This is a genomic window from Pseudomonas sp. W17, assembly GCF_040268305.1.
Taxonomy (GTDB): domain Bacteria; phylum Pseudomonadota; class Gammaproteobacteria; order Pseudomonadales; family Pseudomonadaceae; genus Aquipseudomonas; species Aquipseudomonas protegens.
In genome coordinates, this window is the sequence record NZ_CP158490.1 from 498,605 (window position 1) to 519,264 (window position 20,660).

16 protein-coding genes and 1 pseudogene are annotated in these 20,660 nt (G+C 63.5%); 11 read left to right on the forward strand and 6 right to left on the reverse strand.

The window, feature by feature from the left end:
• Window positions 1-30: 30 nt before the first annotated feature.
• The 5 genes from hslU to ABCR88_RS02280 form a co-directional block, all read right to left on the reverse strand.
• On the reverse strand, window positions 31-1,371 hold the full coding sequence (gene hslU / locus ABCR88_RS02260) for an ATP-dependent protease ATPase subunit HslU (protein WP_011058811.1): 1,341 nt from the start codon (window positions 1,369-1,371) through the stop codon (window positions 31-33).
• Between the two features lie 57 nt (window positions 1,372-1,428).
• Window positions 1,429-1,959, reverse strand: coding sequence for an ATP-dependent protease subunit HslV (gene hslV, locus ABCR88_RS02265; RefSeq protein ID WP_003186641.1), 531 nt, complete (start codon window positions 1,957-1,959; stop codon window positions 1,429-1,431).
• 199 nt (window positions 1,960-2,158) lie between these two features.
• Entirely contained in the window at window positions 2,159-2,866 is a 708-nt protein-coding gene (locus ABCR88_RS02270; RefSeq protein WP_011058812.1) for an SPOR domain-containing protein, read from the reverse strand.
• Between the two features lies 1 nt (window position 2,867).
• Window positions 2,868-4,604: an arginine--tRNA ligase gene (argS, locus tag ABCR88_RS02275; RefSeq protein ID WP_011058813.1), complete on the reverse strand. Its 1,737-nt coding sequence runs from the start codon at window positions 4,602-4,604 to the stop codon at window positions 2,868-2,870.
• A 255-nt stretch (window positions 4,605-4,859) separates the two neighbouring features.
• Complete coding sequence (locus tag ABCR88_RS02280; protein WP_041115330.1) at window positions 4,860-7,079, reverse strand: primosomal protein N'; 2,220 nt, start codon at window positions 7,077-7,079, stop codon at window positions 4,860-4,862.
• A 299-nt stretch (window positions 7,080-7,378) separates the two neighbouring features.
• Here ABCR88_RS02280 and rpmE point away from each other — a divergent pair, with 299 nt between their 5' ends.
• From rpmE to ABCR88_RS02295, 3 genes are all read left to right on the forward strand, one after another.
• Window positions 7,379-7,600, forward strand: coding sequence for a 50S ribosomal protein L31 (rpmE, locus tag ABCR88_RS02285; RefSeq protein ID WP_011058815.1), 222 nt, complete (start codon window positions 7,379-7,381; stop codon window positions 7,598-7,600).
• Between the two features lie 41 nt (window positions 7,601-7,641).
• Complete coding sequence (locus tag ABCR88_RS02290) at window positions 7,642-8,421, forward strand: thermonuclease family protein (protein WP_350404064.1); 780 nt, start codon at window positions 7,642-7,644, stop codon at window positions 8,419-8,421.
• Window positions 8,422-8,608: 187 nt separating this feature from the next.
• Window positions 8,609-9,877, forward strand: coding sequence for a malic enzyme-like NAD(P)-binding protein (locus tag ABCR88_RS02295; RefSeq protein ID WP_011058817.1), 1,269 nt, complete (start codon window positions 8,609-8,611; stop codon window positions 9,875-9,877).
• 121 nt (window positions 9,878-9,998) lie between these two features.
• On the opposite strand, the gene ABCR88_RS02300 is transcribed toward ABCR88_RS02295, so the two are convergent.
• Complete coding sequence (locus ABCR88_RS02300; protein ID WP_011058818.1) at window positions 9,999-12,434, reverse strand: penicillin-binding protein 1A; 2,436 nt, start codon at window positions 12,432-12,434, stop codon at window positions 9,999-10,001.
• Between the two features lie 216 nt (window positions 12,435-12,650).
• Between ABCR88_RS02300 and pilM the strand changes: the two genes are divergently transcribed.
• The 8 genes and pseudogenes from pilM to ABCR88_RS02340 all read left to right on the forward strand — a co-directional run bounded on the left by pilM (window position 12,651) and on the right by ABCR88_RS02340 (window position 20,551).
• Window positions 12,651-13,712 (forward strand): type IV pilus assembly protein PilM, encoded by a 1,062-nt coding sequence (pilM, locus tag ABCR88_RS02305; RefSeq protein ID WP_350404066.1) that lies wholly within the window; start codon window positions 12,651-12,653, stop codon window positions 13,710-13,712.
• Window positions 13,712-14,278 carry a PilN domain-containing protein gene (locus ABCR88_RS02310; protein ID WP_041115337.1) on the forward strand — a complete coding sequence of 189 codons (567 nt, stop codon included), beginning with the start codon at window positions 13,712-13,714 and terminating at the stop codon, window positions 14,276-14,278. The genes pilM and ABCR88_RS02310 overlap by 1 nt, the downstream gene beginning before the upstream one ends.
• Window positions 14,275-14,898 (forward strand): type 4a pilus biogenesis protein PilO, encoded by a 624-nt coding sequence (gene pilO / locus ABCR88_RS02315; RefSeq protein ID WP_041115339.1) that lies wholly within the window; start codon window positions 14,275-14,277, stop codon window positions 14,896-14,898. The genes ABCR88_RS02310 and pilO overlap by 4 nt, the downstream gene beginning before the upstream one ends.
• The gene (locus ABCR88_RS02320) at window positions 14,895-15,425 is read left to right on the forward strand and encodes a pilus assembly protein PilP (protein WP_041115341.1); all 531 of its coding nucleotides are present in this window, start codon (window positions 14,895-14,897) and stop codon (window positions 15,423-15,425) included. Before pilO ends, ABCR88_RS02320 begins: the two co-directional genes overlap by 4 nt.
• A gap of 89 nt (window positions 15,426-15,514) precedes the next feature.
• Window positions 15,515-17,191: pseudogene (locus ABCR88_RS02325) on the forward strand (type IV pilus secretin PilQ family protein); the annotation flags it as partial.
• A 4-nt stretch (window positions 17,192-17,195) separates the two neighbouring features.
• Window positions 17,196-17,714 (forward strand): shikimate kinase AroK, encoded by a 519-nt coding sequence (gene aroK / locus ABCR88_RS02330; protein ID WP_011058824.1) that lies wholly within the window; start codon window positions 17,196-17,198, stop codon window positions 17,712-17,714.
• Between the two features lie 145 nt (window positions 17,715-17,859).
• A complete protein-coding gene (aroB, locus tag ABCR88_RS02335) occupies window positions 17,860-18,960 on the forward strand; it encodes a 3-dehydroquinate synthase (RefSeq protein ID WP_011058825.1) in 1,101 nt (366 codons plus the stop codon).
• A 10-nt stretch (window positions 18,961-18,970) separates the two neighbouring features.
• Window positions 18,971-20,551 (forward strand): AAA family ATPase, encoded by a 1,581-nt coding sequence (locus ABCR88_RS02340; protein WP_053156027.1) that lies wholly within the window; start codon window positions 18,971-18,973, stop codon window positions 20,549-20,551.
• The last annotated feature ends 109 nt before the right edge of the window (window positions 20,552-20,660 follow it).

The window sequence follows — 20,660 nt, forward strand, 5'->3', positions numbered from 1 at the left end:
CAAGCCAGTCCCTGCATGGGTGGCGAAGGTTTACAGGATATAACGGGAAAGGTCTTCGTTCTGCGCCAATTCGCCCAGGTGGCTGTTGACGTAGGCGGCGTCGATGCGGATCGGCTCTTCGCTGTGGGCGCTGGCCAGGTCACCGGCACTGAACGACACCTCTTCCAGCAGGCGCTCGAGCAGGGTGTGCAGGCGACGGGCACCGATGTTCTCGGTCTTCTCGTTGACCTGCCAGGCGATTTCCGCCAGGCGCTTGATGCCTTCGGGCAGGAACTCGATGTTCAGGCCTTCGGTCTTCAGCAGCTCGCGATATTGCTCGGTCAGCGAAGCGTGCGGCTCGCTGAGGATGCGCTCGAAGTCTTGCGGCGACAGCGCCTTGAGTTCCACGCGGATCGGCAGACGGCCTTGCAGCTCCGGTACCAGGTCGCTGGGCTTGCTCAGGTGGAAGGCACCGGAGGCAATGAACAGGATGTGGTCGGTCTTGACCATGCCCAGCTTGGTGTTGACGGTGCAGCCTTCAATCAGCGGCAGCAGGTCACGCTGCACGCCCTCGCGGGAGACGTCCACACCGCCGGCGTTGCCGCGTTTGGCCACCTTGTCGATCTCGTCGATGAACACGATGCCGTGCTGCTCGACGGCTTCCAGGGCCTTGGCCTTGAGTTCTTCGTCGTTGACCAGGCGGCTGGCTTCTTCGTCGCGTACCAGTTTCAGCGCTTCCTTGACCTTAAGCTTGCGGTTCTTGCGCTTGCCCTTGCCCATGTTGGCGAACAGGCTCTGCAGCTGGTTGGTCATTTCTTCCATGCCCGGTGGCGCGGAAATGTCGACGCCTGCAGCTTCCGCCACTTCGATCTCGATTTCCTTGTCATCCAGCTGGCCTTCGCGCAGGCGCTTGCGGAACAGCTGGCGGGTGTTGGAGTCCTGGGCCGGAGCCGCGTCGTCGCTGTTGAAGCCGGTGCGTGCCTGGGGCAGCAGGGCATCGAGGATGCGTTCTTCGGCGGCGTCTTCAGCGCGATGGCGAACCCGGATCATTTCCTGTTCGCGGAACATCTTGATCGCCGCGTCGGCCAGGTCGCGGATGATGGATTCAACGTCGCGGCCCACATAGCCGACTTCGGTGAACTTGGTGGCCTCGACCTTGATGAAGGGCGCATTGGCCAGCTTGGCCAGGCGGCGGGCGATCTCGGTCTTGCCGACACCGGTCGGGCCGATCATCAGGATGTTCTTGGGGGTCACTTCAACGCGCAGCTCGGCCGGCAGTTGCATGCGGCGCCAGCGGTTGCGCAGGGCGATAGCGACGGCGCGCTTGGCATCGTCCTGGCCGATGATATGGCGGTTGAGTTCGTGGACGATTTCGCGGGGTGTCATGGACATAGTAGTTGGCGGTCCTCAAGCAAGAATGAATGCCGTGGCGCAAGCGCCGCAACAGGCTTATTCCGCGAGATCCTGCTCCTCGATGGTTTGAGTGTGGTTGGTGAATACACAGATGTCGCCGGCGATGCCGAGTGCGGTCTCGACGATTTCACGGGCCGACAGGTCGGTCTTTTTCAGCAGGGCGCTGGCAGCGGCCTGGGCGTAGGCGCCACCGGAGCCCATGGCGATCAGCCCGTCCTCGGGTTCAACCACGTCGCCATTGCCGGTGATGATCAAGGAGGCATCCTTGTTGGCCACGGCCAGCATGGCTTCTAGGCGGCTCAGGGAACGATCGGTGCGCCATTCCTTGGCCAGCTCTACGGCGGCACGGACCAGATGGCCCTGGTGTTTCTCCAGTTGGCCTTCAAAGCGCTCGAACAAGGTGAAGGCGTCGGCGGTGGCCCCGGCAAAGCCGGCGATGACCTGGCCGTGATAGAGGCGGCGGACTTTTTTCGCGTTGCCTTTCATCACGGTGTTGCCGAGAGAAACCTGGCCGTCGCCGCCCATGACGACTTTGCCGTGGCGGCGGACTGAAACGATGGTGGTCAAGGGGGGAGTCTCCACACAGCGGGGCGAAAGTGCCCTGATGGAAACTCATATGGGGGTGGCCGGGCGTTTTTCAACCGGAGGTTGCAGCGAGGGACCGGCGGTCATTGTTGCATGCTGCAAGCGCTGCGCGGGCAGGCCCGCTCCTACGGGGGGCCATGTAGGAGTGGGCTTGCCCGCGATCAATCGCGTAGCGGTCGGCTTAGCGGCTCTGGCGCTGTTGTAACAGCAGGTTGCTGAAGCCGGCGCCGGCCAGTTGTTTCTGCGCCACGGTCAGCTGTTCGCGGTTGCTGAACGGGCCTACCAATACCCGGTACCAGGTTTCATCCTTCACCGTGCCGGATTCCACCGAGACCGACTGGCCCAGCAGGATGATCTGCGCCCGGACCTTGTCGGCATCGGCTTCCTTGCGGAACGAACCGGCCTGGAGGAAGAACTTGGTCACCGGCGCCGCCTTGGCCACGGGTGGCGCTGGTGGCGGGGTGATCCCGGCCAGGGCTGCCTGGGCACGGGCGGTGTCGATCTTGGCCGCTTCCGCCGGGGTTACCGGGGTGGTGGGCACTGGTGGCACCTGTGGCGTTGGCAGGGTTTTTTCCGGCACCGCTTCCGGCGGCACGATGACCTCCGATTCCGGCAGCAGGGTGTAGAAGTCGTATTTCGGCTTCACCGGTTGCTGGGGGCTCGGCGGGGTTTTGTTGGCCTCGGCGATCTTGGTGGCTTTCTGCTGTTCGATCTTCTCGCGCTTGACGCTGTCGCCGCCCTTGCCGGGCTCGAGCTTCATCAGGAACACGATGAAGGCACCGATGGTCAGGCCGATGGCCAGCCACAACCAGCCCGGAATCGGCTTTTTGGCCGGGGCCTGGTAACGGCTGGCGCCACGCTTGGGTGCAGGTTTTTTCTTGGCAGCCAACTTACATTTGCTCCAGGACTTTGAGGCCCAGCAGTTCCAGACCTTGCTTGAGGGTGCGCCGGGTCAGCTCGGTGAGGCGCAGACGGCTGTGCATCTGGGTCGGCGTCTCGGCTGCCAGGATCGGGCAGTTTTCATAGAAGCTGGAGAACAGCCCGGCCACGTCGTACAGGTAGGTGCAGAGGATGTGTGGCGTGCCCTTCTCGGCGACGTTGTTGAGAATCTCGCCGAACTGCGCCAGCTTGGCTGCCAGCTCCAGTTCCTGGGCCGCGTGCAGTTCGATCTGCCCGCCGACTTCGCTGAAGTCCTTGCCCAGCTTGCGGAACACACCGGCGGCGCGGGTGTAGGCGTACAGCAGGTACGGCGCGGTGTTGCCTTCGAAGTTGAGCATCAGGTCGAAGTTGAAGCTGTAGTCGCTGGTGCGGTGCTTGGACAGGTCGGCGTACTTCACCGAGTCGATGCCCACCACCTTGGCGATGCTGCGCAGGTCGGCTTCCGGCAGTTGCGGGTTCTTTTCCTTCACCAGGGCGTAGGCACGCTCTTCGGCTTCGGTCAGCAGGTCGATGAGCTTCACGGTGCCGCCGTCGCGGGTCTTGAACGGACGGCCGTCGGCGCCGTTCATGGTGCCGAAGCCCATGTGCTCCATTTCCATCGGATGGGTCACGAAACCGGCCTTGCGGGCCACGGCGAACACTTGCTGGAAGTGCAGGGCCTGGCGCTGGTCGACGAAGTACAGGGCGCGATCGGCCTTGAGCTTGCCGCTGCGGTAGCGCACGGCCGCCAGGTCGGTGGTGGCGTACAGGTAGCCGCCGTCAGCCTTGACGATGATCACCGGCAGCGGCTCGCCTTCGGCGTTCTTGAACTCGTCGAGGAACACGCACTGGGCGCCGTTGCTCTCCACCAGCAGGCCCTGGGCCTTGAGGTCGTTGACCACGTTGATCAGGTCGTCGTTGTAGGCGCTCTCGCCCATCACGTCGGCCATGGTCAGCTTGACGTTGAGCAGCTCGTAGATCTTCTGGCAGTGGGACAGGGAGATGTCCTTGAACTTGGTCCACAGCTCCAGGCAGTCCGGGTCGCCGGCCTGCAGCTTGACCACCAGGCCGCGGGCGCGGTCGGCGAAGGCTTCGGACTCGTCGAAGCGCTGCTTGGCGGCGCGGTAGAAGTTCTCCAGGTCCGACAGCTCGTCACTGGTGATGGGGTTTTCTTCCAGGTAGGCCATCAGCATGCCGAACTGGGTGCCCCAGTCGCCCACGTGGTTCTGGCGGATCACGGTGTCGCCGAGGAACTCCAGGACCCGGGCCACGCCGTCGCCAATGATGGTGGAGCGCAGGTGGCCAACGTGCATTTCCTTGGCCAGGTTGGGTGCCGACATGTCGATCACGGTGCGCTGAGCCGGGCCGGCCTTGCGTACGCCCAGGTGGTCGTCGCCAAGAGCGGCGTCCAGGCGCGCGGCCAGGGCCTGGGTGTTCTGGAAGAAGTTGATGAAGCCGGGGCCGGCGATTTCCGCCTTGCTCAGGTCTTCATGGGCCGGCAGGGCGGCGATGATTTTCTCCGCCAGGTCGCGCGGCTTCATGCCGGCCGGCTTGGCCAGCATCATGGCGATGTTGCTGGCGAAGTCGCCGTGGGTCTTATCGCGGGTGTTTTCGACCTGGATCGCCGGCGTCAGGCCTTCTGGCAACACACCTTCGGTGACGAGTTGGGTGATGGCTTGCTGGATGAGCTGGCGAATGGTGTCTTTCATGGTCTTCTCTTTCGACCGCTGGCGCGGCGGCGCTTCGGTGCGCAGGTGGAAAAACTGGGCATTATCCGTTGCTGGAACGGGCTTGCCAACTATAGAGGACTGCTTGGGGATCGATGGCGGCATTCGATTGCCTTCGCCGGCAAGCCCGCTCTTGCGGGTTTGATGCTGCCCATTGTAGGAGCGGGCTTGCCCGCTCTTGCGGGTTTGATGCTGCCCATTGTAGGAGCGGGCTTGCCCGCGAAAGCACGACCTCGATCAATACAGATCCACGGGATCCACATCCAGCGACCAGCGGACCTGCCGCCCGCTGGGCATCTGTTCCAGCACCAGCAGCCAACTGCTGAGCAACCGATGCAAGGGCGCTCGGGCATTGGCCTGCAGCAGCAATTGCGCGCGATAACGTCCGGCGCGCCGCTCCATCGGAGCCGGCACCGGGCCCAATAGTTCGATGCCCCCCAGGTTCTGTTCCGCCAGCAGGCGCTCGGCCTCGCTGCAGGCTTCATCGAGGAACCCCTCGGCCTGGCCCGGTTTGTGGGCTTCGGCCCGCAGCAGCGCCAGGTGGGCGAAAGGTGGCAGGCCGGCGGCGCGGCGCTCGCTCAGGGCCTGTTCGGCGAAGGCGAAGTAGCCCTGCTCGGTCAACTGCACCAGCAACGGGTGGTCGGCGAGGTGGGTCTGGATGATCACCTTGCCCGGCTCTTCGGCCCGGCCGGCCCGCCCGGCGACCTGGACGATCAGTTGCGCCATGCGCTCGCTGGCGCGGAAGTCGCCGGAGAACAGGCCGCCATCGGCATCGAGGATCGACACCAGGGTCACCCGGGGAAAGTGATGCCCCTTGGCCAGCATCTGGGTGCCCACGAGGATGCACGGCTGGCCTTTTTGGATGGTGGCGAACAGCTGGTTCATCGCGTCCTTGCGCGAGGTGCTGTCGCGGTCCACCCGCAGCACCGGGTAGTCGGGAAACAAGATGCCCAGGCGCTCTTCCGCCCGCTCGGTGCCGGCGCCCACGGGGCGCAGGTCGACCTTGCCGCATTGCGGGCAATGGCGCGGAACCCGCTCCACATGGCCGCAGTGGTGGCAGCGCAGCTCGCCGGAACGCTGGTGCACGGTCATGCGTGCATCGCAGCGCTGGCATTCGGACATCCAGCCGCAGTCGTGGCAGAGCAGGGTCGGGGCGAAGCCGCGGCGGTTGAGGAACACCAGGACCTGCTGGCCGGCGGCCAGGGTCTGGCCGATGGCTTGCTGCATGGGGCCGGAAATACCGCTGTCCAGCGGGCGGCTCTTCACGTCCAGGCGCAGGAAACGCGGCTGCTTGGCGCCGCCGGCCCGCTCGTTCAGGCGCAGCAGGCCGTAGCGGCCGGTGTAGGCGTTGTGCAGGCTTTCCAGGGACGGCGTGGCCGAGCCCAGGACGATGGGAATGTTTTCTTGGCGCGCACGTACCAGAGCCAGGTCGCGGGCGTGGTAACGCAAGCCTTCCTGCTGTTTATAGGACCCGTCGTGCTCCTCGTCGATGATGATCAGGCCAGGGTTCTTCATCGGCGTGAACAGGGCCGAGCGGGTGCCGATGATGATGTCGGCCTCGCCGTCCCGGGCAGCCAGCCAGGCGTCCAGGCGTTCGCGGTCATTGACCGCCGAGTGCAGCAGGGCGATGCGGGCGTTGAAGCGTTGCTCGAAGCGCGCCAGGGTCTGCGGGCCGAGGTTGATCTCCGGAATCAGCACCAGGGCCTGCTTGCCGGCTTCCAGGGTTTCGCGGATCAGTTGCAGGTAGACCTCGGTCTTGCCGCTCCCGGTGACCCCGGCCAGGAGAAACGCGTGATAGCTGTCGAACCCGGCGCGGATGGCTTCATAGGCGGCGCGCTGCTCGCTGTTGAGCGGCAGTTCGGGCTGGGCCAGCCAGTGTTCGTGGCGCACGCCCGGCGCGTGCTTGCGCACCTCCACCTGCACCAGGTCCTTGGCCCGCAGCAGGTCGAGGCTGTCCTTGCTCAGCATCAACTTGCTCAGCAGGGTATGGGGCACGCCGTGTGGGTGCTGGGCCAGGGTTGCCAGGGCTTCGCGCTGGCGTGGGGCGCGAGCGATGCGCGGGTCGTCGAGCCGGGCCCCGGGGGCTATCGACCAGAAGCGCTCCTGGCGGGCCTCGGCCAGCTCGCCCTGGCGCAACAGCACTGGCAATGCCCAGCTCAAGGTGTCTCCCAGGCTGTGCTGGTAGTACTGGGCGGTCCACAGGCACAGCTTGAACAGGGCCGGCGGTAGCGGAGGCGTGGGATCCAGCAGGGCCAGGGCCGGCTTGAGTTTTTCCGCCGGGACCTCGCTGTGATCCGCCACCTCCACAAGGATGCCGATCATTTCCCGGCGGCCGAATGGCACCCGCAGGCGCATGCCGGGGTGCAACTGGGCACGCAGCACCCCGGCCGGAGCACGGTAGTCGAACAGGCGGCGCAGGGGCGAGGGCAGGGCGAGGCGCAGGATGGCGTCGGGCACGCGGGACAATCTCGTTGAGCAGAGGGTAAATAGGCCCCGGAGCCTAACAGAGCAGCGGTGGAGTGTCCTGTATAAGCGTGCGTGGCACCTGTACCTGCGGGGTCTGCCTGGGCATGGAGCCGGTTTTTCAGTTCAGGGGGTGGCAAAGCCTGGGCTGTCAAGGTTGCACCGGCTTTTTCTGATGGGCTGCACTCAGGATCGCTTGCGCGTTTGACGCGGTCTGGTAGAATTCGCGCCCTAATTCGTGCGGTATTCAACAATAGTGTTGGGTGGCGGCACGCTAGCCTGAGGAATACACCATGAAAGCCGATATCCATCCAGTATACGAAGCCATTACCGCTACCTGCAGCTGCGGTAACGTCATCGAAACTCGCTCCACCCTGGCCAAGCCTCTGAGCCTGGACGTGTGCAACGAGTGCCACCCGTTCTACACCGGCAAGCAAAAGACTCTGGACGTTGGCGGTCGTGTCGACAAGTTCAAGTCGCGCTTCGGTGCTTTCGGCGCAACGAAGAAGGCCTGAGGCTGATCGTTCTGGAAAGCCGATACCGACTTTCCTCGCTGATGAAAAAGGCGTCCCTAGTGGGCGCCTTTTTTGTGGGCGCGATTTGGCTGACAGCGGCCGAGGCGTTTTGCCCGGCGCCCAAAGGGCTGTTGCCGGCAACGGTGCTGCGGGTGGTGGATGGCGACACTCTGCACCTCAAGGATGGCCGCAGGTTACGCATGATCGGCCTCAATGCCCCGGAGCTGGCGGGCAAGGGGCTCCCTGCCGAGCCCTTCGCCGAGGCGGCGCGGCAGCGCCTGCGACAGCTGGTGGCACAGAGTGGTGGGCGGGTCGGCCTGCTGCCGGGGCGTGAAAGGCAGGATCGTTACGGTCGTGTCCTGGCCCATGTCTATGGCGTCACTGGTATCAACTTCGAAGCCCGGTTGATCGCGGAAGGCTTGGCCTATCGGATTGCCGTGCTGCCAAACGTCGCCCTGGCGAGCTGCCAAAAGGCTGCCGAGAACCATGCGCGCCGAGCCGGGCTGGGGCTTTGGCGACGTTCACCTGTACTCACGGCGCAGCAGATCCATCGCGCGGGCTTTGCTCTGTTCGAAGGGCGAGTGAGCAGGGTGCAGCGCAATCGCGGTGGTCTTTGGATCACATTGCAGGGGCAGGTTGTATTGCGCATTGCACCCAATGTTCTGCGGCGCTTCGATCGCCGGCTGCTCAGTGGCCTTTCGGGGCGCCGGATCGAGGCTCGCGGCTGGGTTGTCGATCGCTCGCGTCAGCCTGGCCGGCAATCTGCACATCCGCGCTGGATGTTGTCCGTGACAGACCCTTCCATGCTCGGACTTATCTGATAAAGAAAAATTGTAGACATTTTTTTAATAGATTGTGAACAGTTGAAAGCCTTGTACCCCGCGGCTCTTGGCCCAAAGTCGTACGCTAGGGGCCTTGACAGGGGTGACCGGGCAGTCTTGTGGGGACTATGCGACACGAGTATCCTCGGCGGTCCGTCTGTCCAACAGCAAAAAGCGGAATGCCCACATGTCTGATTTGAAAACTGCCGCTCTCGAATACCATGCCAATCCTCGTCCAGGAAAGCTGAGTGTCGAGCTCACCAAGGCCACTGCTACCGCTCGTGATCTGGCGTTGGCCTACAGCCCCGGCGTAGCCGAGCCGGTACGCGAAATCGCTCGCGATCCGGAACTGGCCTACAAGTACACCGGCAAAGGCAACCTGGTTGCCGTCATTTCCGATGGCACCGCGATTCTCGGCCTGGGTAACCTCGGCCCACTGGCCTCCAAGCCAGTGATGGAAGGCAAGGGCGTGCTGTTCAAGCGTTTCGCCGGCATCGATGTATTCGACATCGAAGTCGACTCCGAAAGCCCGCAGGCTTTCATCGACACCGTCAAGCGCATTTCCATCACCTTCGGTGGCATCAACCTGGAAGACATCAAGGCACCCGAGTGCTTTGAGATCGAGCGCGCTCTGATCGAGCAGTGCGACATTCCGGTGTTCCACGATGACCAGCACGGCACCGCGATCGTTACCGCCGCCGGCATGATCAACGCCCTGGAAATCGCTGGCAAAACCCTGGCCGACGCCAAGATCGTCTGCCTGGGTGCCGGTGCTGCCGCCATCTCCTGCATGAAGTTGCTGGTGAGCATGGGTGCACAGATCGAAAACATTTTCATGGTCGACCGTACCGGCGTGATCCACTCCGGCCGTGATGACCTGAACCAGTACAAGGCGGTGTTCGCCCACGCCACCGACAAGCGCACCCTGGCCGACGCCCTGCAAGGCGCCGACGTGTTCGTCGGTCTGTCCGGCCCGAACCTGCTGAGTGCTGAAGGCCTGAAATCCATGGCGCCGAACCCGATCGTGTTCGCCTGCTCCAACCCTGATCCAGAAATCGCCCCGGAACTGGCGCACGCCACCCGCGACGACGTGATCATGGCTACCGGCCGTTCGGACTACCCGAACCAGGTGAACAACGTCCTGGGCTTCCCGTTCATCTTCCGTGGTGCCCTGGACGTACGCGCCAAGCGCATCAACGAAGAAATGAAGATCGCCGCGGCCAACGCCCTGCGTGACCTGGCCAAGCTGCCGGTTCCTCAGGAAGTGTGCGACGCCTACGGTGGCATCAAGCTGGAATTCGGCCGTGAGTACATCATTCCCAAGCCAATGGATGCCCGCCTGATCACCGTGATCTCCGATGCCGTGGCCAAGGCCGCCATCGAGACCGGCGTGGCTACCCTGCCGTACCCGAAGAACTACCCGCTCAAGAGCGTGGATGATGTGTTCAACGGTTAAGCGTTCGTAGCGTCATGTAAAAAGCCCCTGCTCGCGAGAGCCGGGGCTTTTTTGTGGGCGCTTGCCCGCTGTAGGAGCGGGCACGCCGGCGAGGGTTGCCGCGTTCACGGCTCCCCTGGCGCTAGAACAGATCGATCGGCGCCGCTTCGTCCGCCGGCAGCGGGCTGCCTGGTACGGCGCCATTGCCCAGTTCATTGACCGAAGGCGGAGTGTCTTCGCTCTTGAACAGTTCGAAGTAGGCATTGGGCGTGCCGGGTGTGGCGGCGCGGCCGCTGACCGGGTCTACCCGCAGGCTGAGAATGCCTTCCGGCTCCGGCTGGGTGTGTGGCGGCTTGTCCTTGAGGGCGGCGCCCATGAAGCTCATCCAGATCGGCAGTGCCACGGTGCCGCCGTATTCGCGGCGCCCCAGGCTTTCCGGCTGGTCGAAACCGGTCCATACGGTGGTCACGTAGTCGGCGTTGTAGCCGGAGAACCAGGCATCCTTGGACTCGTTGGTGGTACCGGTCTTGCCCGCCAGGTCGGTACGGCCCAAGGCCAGTGCGCGGCGTCCGGTACCCAGCTTGATCACGTCCTGGAGCATGCTGTTGAGGATGTAGGTGGTACGGCCATCGATGATCCGCTCGGCAACCGCCGGGGCTTGCGTCGCTGCCGGAGCTGAGGTTTCACCGGCCACGTTGTTGATCGTGAAGTTGTGCTCCGGGGCGGCGATGCCGCTGGTGGCCGTATTGCCGGTGGGGGCGCTTGGCGGGTTGGCGCTGAACAGCAGCTCGCCGTTGCGGCTTTCGATCTTGTCGATGATGTACGGGGTGATCTTGTAGCCGCCGTTGGCAAAGGTGCTCCAGCCGGTGGCGATCTCCATCGGCGTCAGGGTTGCGGTACCCAGGGCCAGGGACAGGTTGCGCGGCAGGTCCTGCTTGTTGAAGCCGAACTTGCTGATGTAGTCGATGGTGCGGTCCACGCCCATGCTCTGCAGCAGGCGGATCGACACCAGGTTGCGCGACTTGTACAGCGCCTCGCGCATGCGGATCGGGCCGAGGAAGGTGTTTGTGTCGTTCTTCGGGCGCCAGACCTTGTCCAGGTATTCGTCGACGAACACGATAGGTGCGTCGTTCACCAGGCTGGCCGGGGTGTAGCCGTTATCCAGGGCGGCGCTATAGATGAACGGCTTGAAGCTGGAGCCGGGCTGGCGCTTGGCCTGCATCGCACGGTTGTAGTTGCTCTGCTCGAAGGCGAAGCCGCCCACCAGGGCGCGGATCGCACCGTTCTGCGGGTCCAGCGTCACCAGGGCGCCCTGGGCGACCGGGATCTGGCTGAACTTCAACGAGTTGTCCGCCTGGCGCTGCACGCGGATCAGGTCGCCGACCTGGGCCACGTCCGCCGGTTGGCGCGGGACCGGGCCCATGCTGTTGGTATTGAGGAACGGCCGGGCCCATTTCATGCTGTCCCAGGCCACATGTTCTTCGCCGTTGCGGGTCAGCACCTGGAGGCCATTCTTCTCTACCAGGGTGACGATCGCCGGTTCCAGGCCGCTGATGGTCCGCTGCTTGGTCAGTTCGCTGGCCCAGGCCGCCTGGGTCTTGCCTGGCAGGCGCGATTCCGGGCCGCGATAGCCGTGGCGCTGGTCATAGGTCATCAGGCCTTCATGGACCGCGGTGTTGGCCATTTCCTGCAGATCGCTGGGCACCGTGGTGGTGACCCGGAAACCTTCGGTGTAGGCATCGCTGCCATAGCGGCCGACCATTTCGGCCCGGGCCATCTCGGCGATGTACGGGGCGTTCACTTCCGGAGTCGGTACGTGATAGCTGGCGTTCAACGGTTCATTGATTGCCTCGGTGTAGGCCGCTTCGGTGATCTTGCCGAGCTTGTACATGCGCCCCAGGATCCAGTCGCGACGTTCCTTGCTGCGTGCCGGGTTGGCCAGGGGGTTGAAGCGCGAAGGCGCCTTGGGCAGGCCGGCGATCATCGCCATCTGCGCCAGGCTCACGTCACGGATGGACTTGCCGTAATACACCTGGGCCGCTGCCTCGATCCCGTAGGCACGGTTGCCCAGGTAGATCTTGTTGACGTACAGCTCGAGGATCTCGTCCTTGGTCAGCTGCCGTTCGATCTGCAGAGCCAGGAGGATCTCGGTGGTCTTGCGCGAGAAGCTGCGCTCGCTGGTCAGGAAGAAGTTTTTCGCCACTTGCATGGTGATGGTGCTGCCGCCGGACTGGATGTGTCCGCTCTTGACCAGCTGGGTTGCGGCACGCATCAGGCTGCTGGGGTCAACCCCGTAATGGTTAGCGAAGTTGTCGTCTTCAGCACTTAGTAACGCATTGATGAAGTTGGGCGGAATGTCGGCGAAACGTATGGGGGTACGGCGCATTTCACCGAATTCAGCGATCAGTTTGCCGTCGCTGCTGTACACCCGCAGGGGAATCTGCAACTGGATGCTTCTCAGGGCCTCAACCGACGGCAAGCCGGGACTAAGATAGAGAAACGCACCGGAGAGGGCGAGGAGGAGCCCGCAGAACACCGCGACGATGGACCACCCGAAAAACTTCAGCAGACGAATCAAGGCTTTTGGATTTCCAGAGAAAGGAATGAATTAGGCGTCAGGGCATTCACGGACATCAGGGGCCGGCCCACGCAGCAGGTAAAAGCGGAAAAAAACGCTGGGCATTATAAGCATTTTCCGCCGAGAGCGTCATTTGCCCGTCTGTCAAGACGTGACCATTGAACGCAATGCAGCTTAAGCAGTCCGTAAGTCACGGATAGTCATAGGGAATTGGTCGTGCTTGGACTCTTCAGCAAAAAGCCGAGTTCCCTTATGGGGATCGATATCAATGCGACATCGGTCACGCTTCTGGCCCTGGGGCGCCAGGGACAGGGGTACCAGGTCGAGGCCTACGCCAGGGAGCCCCTGGCGCCCAATACTGTGCTTGACCAGCACATTGCCGACCCCGAGGCCCTGGCCGCAGCCCTGTCCCGCGCCTGGCTCAAGACGGGCAGCCGGCTCAAGGGGGCGGCGGTAGCGGTGGCGGGCGAGGCGGTGATCAGCAAACTGATCGAGATGCCGGCGGGCCTGCACACCGACGAACTGGAGCAGCAGGTCCGGCTGGAAGCCGGCCAGTACATTCCCTATCCCCTGGAAGACGTGGCCCTGGATTTTGAAGTGCAGGGGCCGGTGCCCGGTAATCCGCAGCGGGTTCAGGTGCTGCTGGTAGCCTGTCGCAACGAGCGGGTAGAAGCCCTGGAAACGGTATTGGGCCTGGCCGGCCTGACAGCCCGGGTGGTGGATACCCAGCCCCTGGCTCTGGAGCGTTGCCTGTTGCTGCTGGCGGCGCACCTGCCGCTGGCGACTCCTGGCGCCGTGGCGTTGCTGGATATAGGCCAGGCCCTTAGCCGTTTCAGCGTCCTGCACGGCCAGCGAGTGATCTATAGCCGTGAGCAGCTTTTCGGTAGCGGGCTGCTGCTGGAAGCGCTCCAGCGTCGATACGGGCTGACACTGGAGCAGGCATTGCTGGCGCAGAGCCAGGGCCGTTTGCCACAGGGCTGCGCTGAAGAGTTGCTGCAACCCTTCGAGCAGGAGGTGCTGCAACAAGTCAGCCGTTCCCTGCAGCAGTTTGCCACCTCGCCTCAGCAACAGCCCCTGGTGCAACTGCTGCTGGCCGGAGACGGTAGCGGCCTGGCCGGCCTGGAGCGGCGGGTAGAGGGCGAGACAGGCATCGATACGTCGCTGGCCAATCCTTTCCGGGCCATGCCGATGGGGCCTCGAGTCGACCCCCAGGTATTGAATGAACAGGCGCCGAACCTGCTCCTGGCCTGTGGCCTGGCCCTGCGAGGGTTCGACTGATGGCGCGGATCAACCTGTTGCCCTGGCGCGAGGCCTCGCGCGAACTGAGGCGTCGGCGTTTCCTGCAGATGCTGGCGATGATGGTCGTGCTCGGGGCTGGGGTCATTCTGTTGGCCGACGCTTATATAAGCCGGGTGATCGAGCGCCAGCATTTACGCAACCAGTATCTGGGCCAGGCGACGGCACGTCTGGATGAGCAGATCGCCAGCATCCAGGGACTCAAGGCACAGCGACAGCAGTTGCTCGAACGCATGGGCATCATCGAAGAGCTGCAGGGCAACCGCTCGAACAGTGTGCGGATTTTTCAACAGTTGGCCCGCAGCCTGCCTGATGGCGTGTACTTCACCGAGGTGGATCTGCAGGGGCAGAACCTTGGAATCAGCGGTGCCGCCGAGTCAAACAACAGGGTGTCCGACCTGATGCGCAATCTGCAGGCTGCCGAGGGTTTTGCTGCCCCCAGCCTGACCGAGGTGAAGAACGCGGTGGACGCCCAGCAAGGGCTGAACAACCTGTTCCGGCTGAATGTCGGGCAGACGTCCGGGCCAACCGGGGAGCTTCGGCAATGACCCCCCGACAATGGTTGGCAGAGTTGCGGCGTGTCGATCTGCGGGAGCTGGAGCTGGCCAACCTGGGCTCCTGGCCCGGGCCGGCCAGGAGTCTGGTGGCGGCCCTGCTTCTGCTGCTGGTTCTGCTAGGGGGCTACGGCTTTTACCTGAGCCCGCACCTGGAGCAACTGGAGCGCCAGCGCCAGGAGGAAACTCGTCTCAGGCAGGAGTTTGCCGGCAAGGCGCGCCAGGGAGCCAATTTGTCGCGCTACCAGGAGCAGTTGGCCGTCATACGCAACAGCTTTGACCTGCTGTTGCGTCAGTTGCCCAGCGACACCGAGGTCCCTGGCCTGCTGGAGGACATCAGTCGCGTGGGGCTGGGCAGTGGCCTGGCCTTCGAGGAAATCAGGCTGCAACCGGAGGTGGCCAGGCAGTTCTACGTCGAGTTGCCGATCCAGATTACTGTCACCGGGGCCTATCACGACCTGGCGAGCTTCGTCAGTGGCGTCGCCGGCCTGCCGCGCATCGTCACCTTGCATGATTTTCGCATTCAGCCTGTGGCGGCGGGCAATCCGGCGCTGTTGCGCATGAGCATCGAGGCGCGCACCTACAGGTACGACGCTCCGGAGCCGCACTCATGAGGCGCCTGCGCTGGGCGGTGCTTGGCTGCCTTTGTACCGGGCTGTGGGGGTGTGGTGGCGCCGATGACGACTTTGCCGACCTGGACGCCTACATGAACCAGATGCGCCTGCAAGCGCCCGGGCCGATTGAACCAATGCCGGTAATCCGGTCTTACCCCTCGTTCACCTATGACGCCAGTGCATTGCGCAGTCCGTTCCAGCCGCCGCAAAGGCTTGACCTGGCGGCCCGTCGGCAAGGGGGCAGTGCGGTCCGGCCCGACCCGCAGCGACCCCGGCAATACCTGGAGGGGTTCGATATCGAGCAGTTGCAAATGGTCGGGACCCTGTCCAACGCCTCCGGGAGCTTTGCCCTGTTGCGCGGCGCAGGTGGCATCCACCGCTTGCAGGTAGGCGACTACCTGGGGCGCAACGAAGGCCGGGTTGTGACCATCAGCGAATCGCAGATCGAGGTGGTGGAAATTGTTCCCGATGGAGCGGGAGCCTGGCTGGAGCGGCCGCGAACACTGGCGCTGAAAAAACACTCTTAAGTGGAATCTGGAAAATGAACAGGACTGTTTCAGCCCTCGGTGTAGCGCTATGGATAGCGCTGCTGGCACCGCTGGTCGGCGCCGCCGAGCCCAAGCCCGCAGCTCCGGGGACGGCAGCTCGGGCGCCTGCAAAGCCGCAGGCAGTGGCCGGGTCGATACGCGGCGTGGATTTTCAACGCGGCGAGGAGGGCGAAGGCAATGTGCTGATCGACCTGTCCGACCCGCGCATCACTGTCGATGTCCAGCGGCGCGAGGGCCGGATCGTGCTCGATTTCGCCCGTACCCAATTGCCCGAGGCGCTGCGGGTTCGCCTGGACGTCAAGGATTTCGCCACCCCGGTGCAGTACATCACTGCGGATACGGCTGCCGGGCGTACCACCGTCACCCTGGAGCCCAAGGGCGCCTTCGACTATTCCACCTTCCAGACCGACAACCGCCTGACGATCAGTGTCCGCCCCCTGGTCGAGACCAGCAGCAGGGCGGTTGCGGCCCGACCTGCCTACAAGGGGGAAAAGCTCTCGCTGAACTTTCAGGACATCGAGGTGCGCTCGGTGCTGCAATTGATCGCCGATTTCACGGGCCTCAACCTGGTGGCCAGCGACACGGTGCAGGGCGGCATCACCCTGCGCCTGCAGAACGTGCCCTGGGATCAGGCCCTGGATCTGGTGCTACGGACCAAGGGCCTTGATTCGCGCAAGATCGGCAATGTGCTGCTGGTGGCTCCGGCGGATGAGATTGCCGCCCGCGAGCGTCAGGAGCTGGAGTCGCAGAAGCAGCTGGAGGACCTGGCGCCGTTGCGTCGGGAGCTGCTTCAGGTCAACTACGCCAAGGCGGCGGACATCGCCAAGCTGTTCCAGTCGGTGACCCGCGCCGAGGAAAAAGCCGATGAGCGTGGCTCGATCACCGTGGACGAACGCACCAACAGCATCATTGCCTACCAGAGCCAGGAGCGCCTCGACGAACTTCGGCGCATCGTCGCCCAGCTGGATGTTCCCGTGCGCCAGGTGATGATCGAAGCGCGCATCGTCGAGGCCAACGTTGACTACGACAAGAGCCTGGGCGTGCGCTGGGGCGGCTCGGTGCAGAACCAGGGCAACTGGAGCGCCGGCGGGGTGCAGAACGCTGCCAGCGGTTCCAGCAGCATCGGCGCTCCGGGCAGCGGCGGCAGCAACTCGCCCTTTGTCGATCTGGGGGCTAGCGCCCATACCTCGGGCATCGGTATCGCCTACATCACCGACAACGTGCTGCTGGACCTGGAGTTGACCGCCATGGAGAAGACCGGCAACGGCGAGATCGTTTCCCAGCCCAAGGTGGTCACCTCCGACAAGGAAACCGCAAAGATCCTCAAGGGCACCGAGATCCCCTACCAGGAAGCCAGCTCCAGCGGCGCTACCTCGGTGTCCTTCAAGGAGGCGTCGCTGTCGCTTGAAGTGACGCCGCAGATCACCCCGGACAACCGCATCATCATGGAGGTCAAGGTCACCAAGGATGAGCCGGACTACCTGAACAAGGTCCAGGATGTACCGCCGATCAAGAAGAACGAGGTCAATGCCAAGGTACTGGTCAACGACGGGGCGACCATCGTCATCGGCGGGGTTTTCTCCAATACCCAGAGCAAGGTTGTAGATAAAGTGCCATTTCTTGGCGATGTGCCGTATCTTGGCCGCCTTTTCCGGCGTGACGTGGTGTCGGAGAAAAAATCCGAGCTGCTGGTATTTCTCACTCCGCGTATCATGAACAACCAGGCGATTGCTGTGAGTCGTTGATTCTGTGCGAAATTTGATTCTTGTTGGGCCGATGGGGGCTGGAAAAAGCACCATCGGTCGCTTACTGGCCAAAGAGCTGCGCCTGCCATTCAAAGATTCCGATAAGGAAATTGAACTGCGTACAGGGGCGAATATCCCGTGGATCTTCGATAAGGAAGGCGAACCGGGCTTTCGTGATCGCGAACAGGCGATGATCGCCGAGCTCTGTGGCACTGACGGCGTGGTCCTGGCCACTGGCGGTGGTGCAGTGATGCGCGAGGCCAATCGTCGGGCGCTGCACGCTGGCGGACGAGTGGTCTATCTGCACGCCTCGGTCGAGCAACAGGTGGGGCGCACCGCCCGGGACCGCAATCGTCCCCTGCTGCGCACCGCCGATCCGGCCAAGACCCTGCGCGACCTGCTGGAAATCCGCGACCCGCTTTATCGGGAAATTGCCGATCTGGTGGTGGAAACCGATGAGCGGCCGCCACGAATGGTGGTGCTGGACATACTGGAGCGCCTGCAGCAGCTGCCACCCCGTTAATGCGTCGAGCGAAATGCGCTATTCTCGGCGTCGCGCCAGACCGCCAAGGTGTGGCGCAGAGCTATCGGGCTGCGTCAGAAGACCAGACGAGGCCCATCGTCAATGCAGGGCACAATGCCTGCTTCCATCTTCACTGTGGGGACACATGCAGACACTTAAGGTCGATCTAGGCGAGCGCAGCTACCCGATTCACATTGGTGAAGGTCTGTTGGACCAGCCCGAGCTGCTGGTGCCGCATATCGCCGGGCGGCAAGTGGCGATCATTTCCAATGAGACCGTCGCGCCGCTTTACCTTGAGCGCCTGACCCGCAGCCTGGGGCAGTTCTCGGTGATCTCGGTGGTCCTGCCCGATGGCGAGGCCTACAAGAACTGGGAAACCCTGCAGTTGATCTTCGATGGCCTGCTCACTGCGCGCCACGATCGACGCACTACCATCATCGCCCTCGGTGGCGGCGTGATCGGTGATATGGCCGGCTTTGCCGCGGCCTGCTACCAGCGGGGCGTGGATTTCATCCAGATTCCTACCACCCTCCTGTCCCAGGTGGACTCTTCGGTGGGTGGCAAGACCGGTATCAACCACCCGCTGGGCAAGAACATGGTCGGCGCCTTCTACCAGCCGAACGTGGTGCTGATCGATACCACCAGCCTTAACACCCTGCCCAGCCGCGAGCTGTCGGCTGGTCTGGCGGAAGTGATCAAGTACGGCCTGATCTGCGACGAGCCCTTCCTCACCTGGCTGGAAGAGAACGTCGACCGCCTGCGGGCCCTGGACCAGCAGGCGCTGACTTACGCCATCGAGCGCTCCTGTGCGGCCAAGGCCGCGGTGGTGGGTGCCGACGAACGTGAATCGGGAGTGCGGGCCACCCTCAACCTGGGGCATACCTTCGGCCACGCCATCGAAACCCACATGGGGTACGGTGTGTGGCTGCACGGCGAGGCGGTGGCTGCTGGCACCGTAATGGCCCTGGAAATGTCCGCGCGCCTGGGCTGGATCACCAGCCAGGAGCGTGACCGCGGTATTCGCCTGTTCCAGCGCGCGGGCTTGCCGGTCATCCCGCCAGAGGAAATGAGCGAAGCGGATTTTCTCGAACACATGGCAATTGACAAGAAAGTGATCGACGGTCGTTTGCGTCTGGTGCTGTTGCGCCGCATGGGCGAAGCCGTAGTGACCGACGATTATCCGAAAGAGGTTTTACAGGCCACGCTGGGAGCGGACTACCGCGCCCTGGCTCAGCTTAAAGGTTAATAAGATCCCGATGACTAGTTTGCACGCCGACGAGGCTTTCCTCGGCCATTACCAGTTGAGCCACGATCCTTTCGCTCCCCGGGTCCCTGGCTTCAAGTTCTTTCCTGCCCAGCGCAAGCCCGTGCTGGGGCAACTGCATCACCTGGCCCGCTACAGCCAGTTGCTGCTGGTGGTCACCGGGCCTCAGGGCAGCGGCAAGACCCTGCTGCGCCAGGCGCTGGTAGCCAGTACCAACAAGCAATCGGTGCAGAGCGTGGTGGTGTCGGCCCGCGGCGCCGGCGACGCTGCCGGCGTGCTGCGCCAGGTGGCCCAGGCGCTGAACGTGGCCGAGGCTGAAATCGGCGCGATCCTCGCCCAGATAGTGCAGCTGGCCCTGACCGGTCAGGAAGTCTATCTGCTGGTGGATGACGCCGAGCAGCTCGACGAGTCCGCCCTCGAGGCCCTGCTGGCCCTGGCGGCCGGTGCTCCGGAGGGGCGCCCCCATGTGTTCCTGTTCGGCGAGTCGTCGCTGATCGCCGCACTGGACCAGCTCAATACCGAGGAAGAGCGCTTCCACGTCATCGAGTTGCAGCCTTATACCGAAGAGGAAACCCGCGAATATCTGGCCCAGCGGCTTGAAGGTGCGGGGCAGGGCATCGAACTTTTCTCCGCAGATCAGATCAGTGATATTCACGAAAGCTCCGATGGCTGGCCGGGCAACATCAACCAGGTCGCCAGGGATGCAATGATCGAAGCAATGATCGCCAGCCGCTCTGCGGTCAAGCGTCCAAGTATGGGGTTCAACATGCCGAAGAAACACGTATTGGCCATCTCCGCTGTCGTGGTGGTGGCCGTGGCCGCGGCCTGGTTGATGCCGGGCCGCAGCAAGGCTCCAACCACCGGCGCTCCGGCCAATGAGCAAGCGCAACTGCCTTTGGGGCAAACACCGACACCCAATGCCAATGGCAGCCCGTCAGTGGAGTTCGCCGGTTCGTCACAGCCAATGCCGCTGCCGTTGGTCGGCCAGTCGCAGCCCGTGATGCGCGGTCCTCTGGCCGAAGCCGCAGGGGGTATCAGTGAGGGTGACGACGGGGTACCGGTTGAAGGCTCCAGCGCCGTTCCACCGACCGTGACCACCACCGCGCCGCCTGCTGGGGCTACGGCTGGCCCGACGCCGACTCCGGCAGCGCGTCCAACCCCGGCACCGACCCAGGTGGCCACGGCCAAGCCTGCGCCTGCCGCCAAGCCGGCAGAGAAACCAGTGGCAGCCAAGCCTGCTCCGGCCAAGCCGGCCGAGAAGCCGGTCACCGTGGCCAAGGCCGCCGGTGGCAGCTGGTACGCTGGCCAGGCGCCAGGCAACTACGTGGTGCAGATCCTCGGCACCAGCTCGGAAGCCACCGCGCAGAACTTCGTCAAGGAACAGGGCGGCGAATACCGCTACTTCAAGAAAGTCCTCAACGGCAAGCCGCTGTATGTGATCACCTACGGCAACTTCGCAAGCCGCGATGCAGCGGTCAGCGCCATCAAATCCTTGCCAGCGAAGGTTCAGGCTGGTAAACCTTGGCCTCGCACTGTCGCTAGCGTTCAACAAGAACTGGCAACAACTCGCTGAAGATTCGGCGGCCTTACCCAGGCCGCCTCTCCCGGCAACCTCAAATTTCCGCATCGGCATGCTGCCTTACAGGCCGCGTGCCTTGTGGTGTCTGCGTCACAGTAGTTTT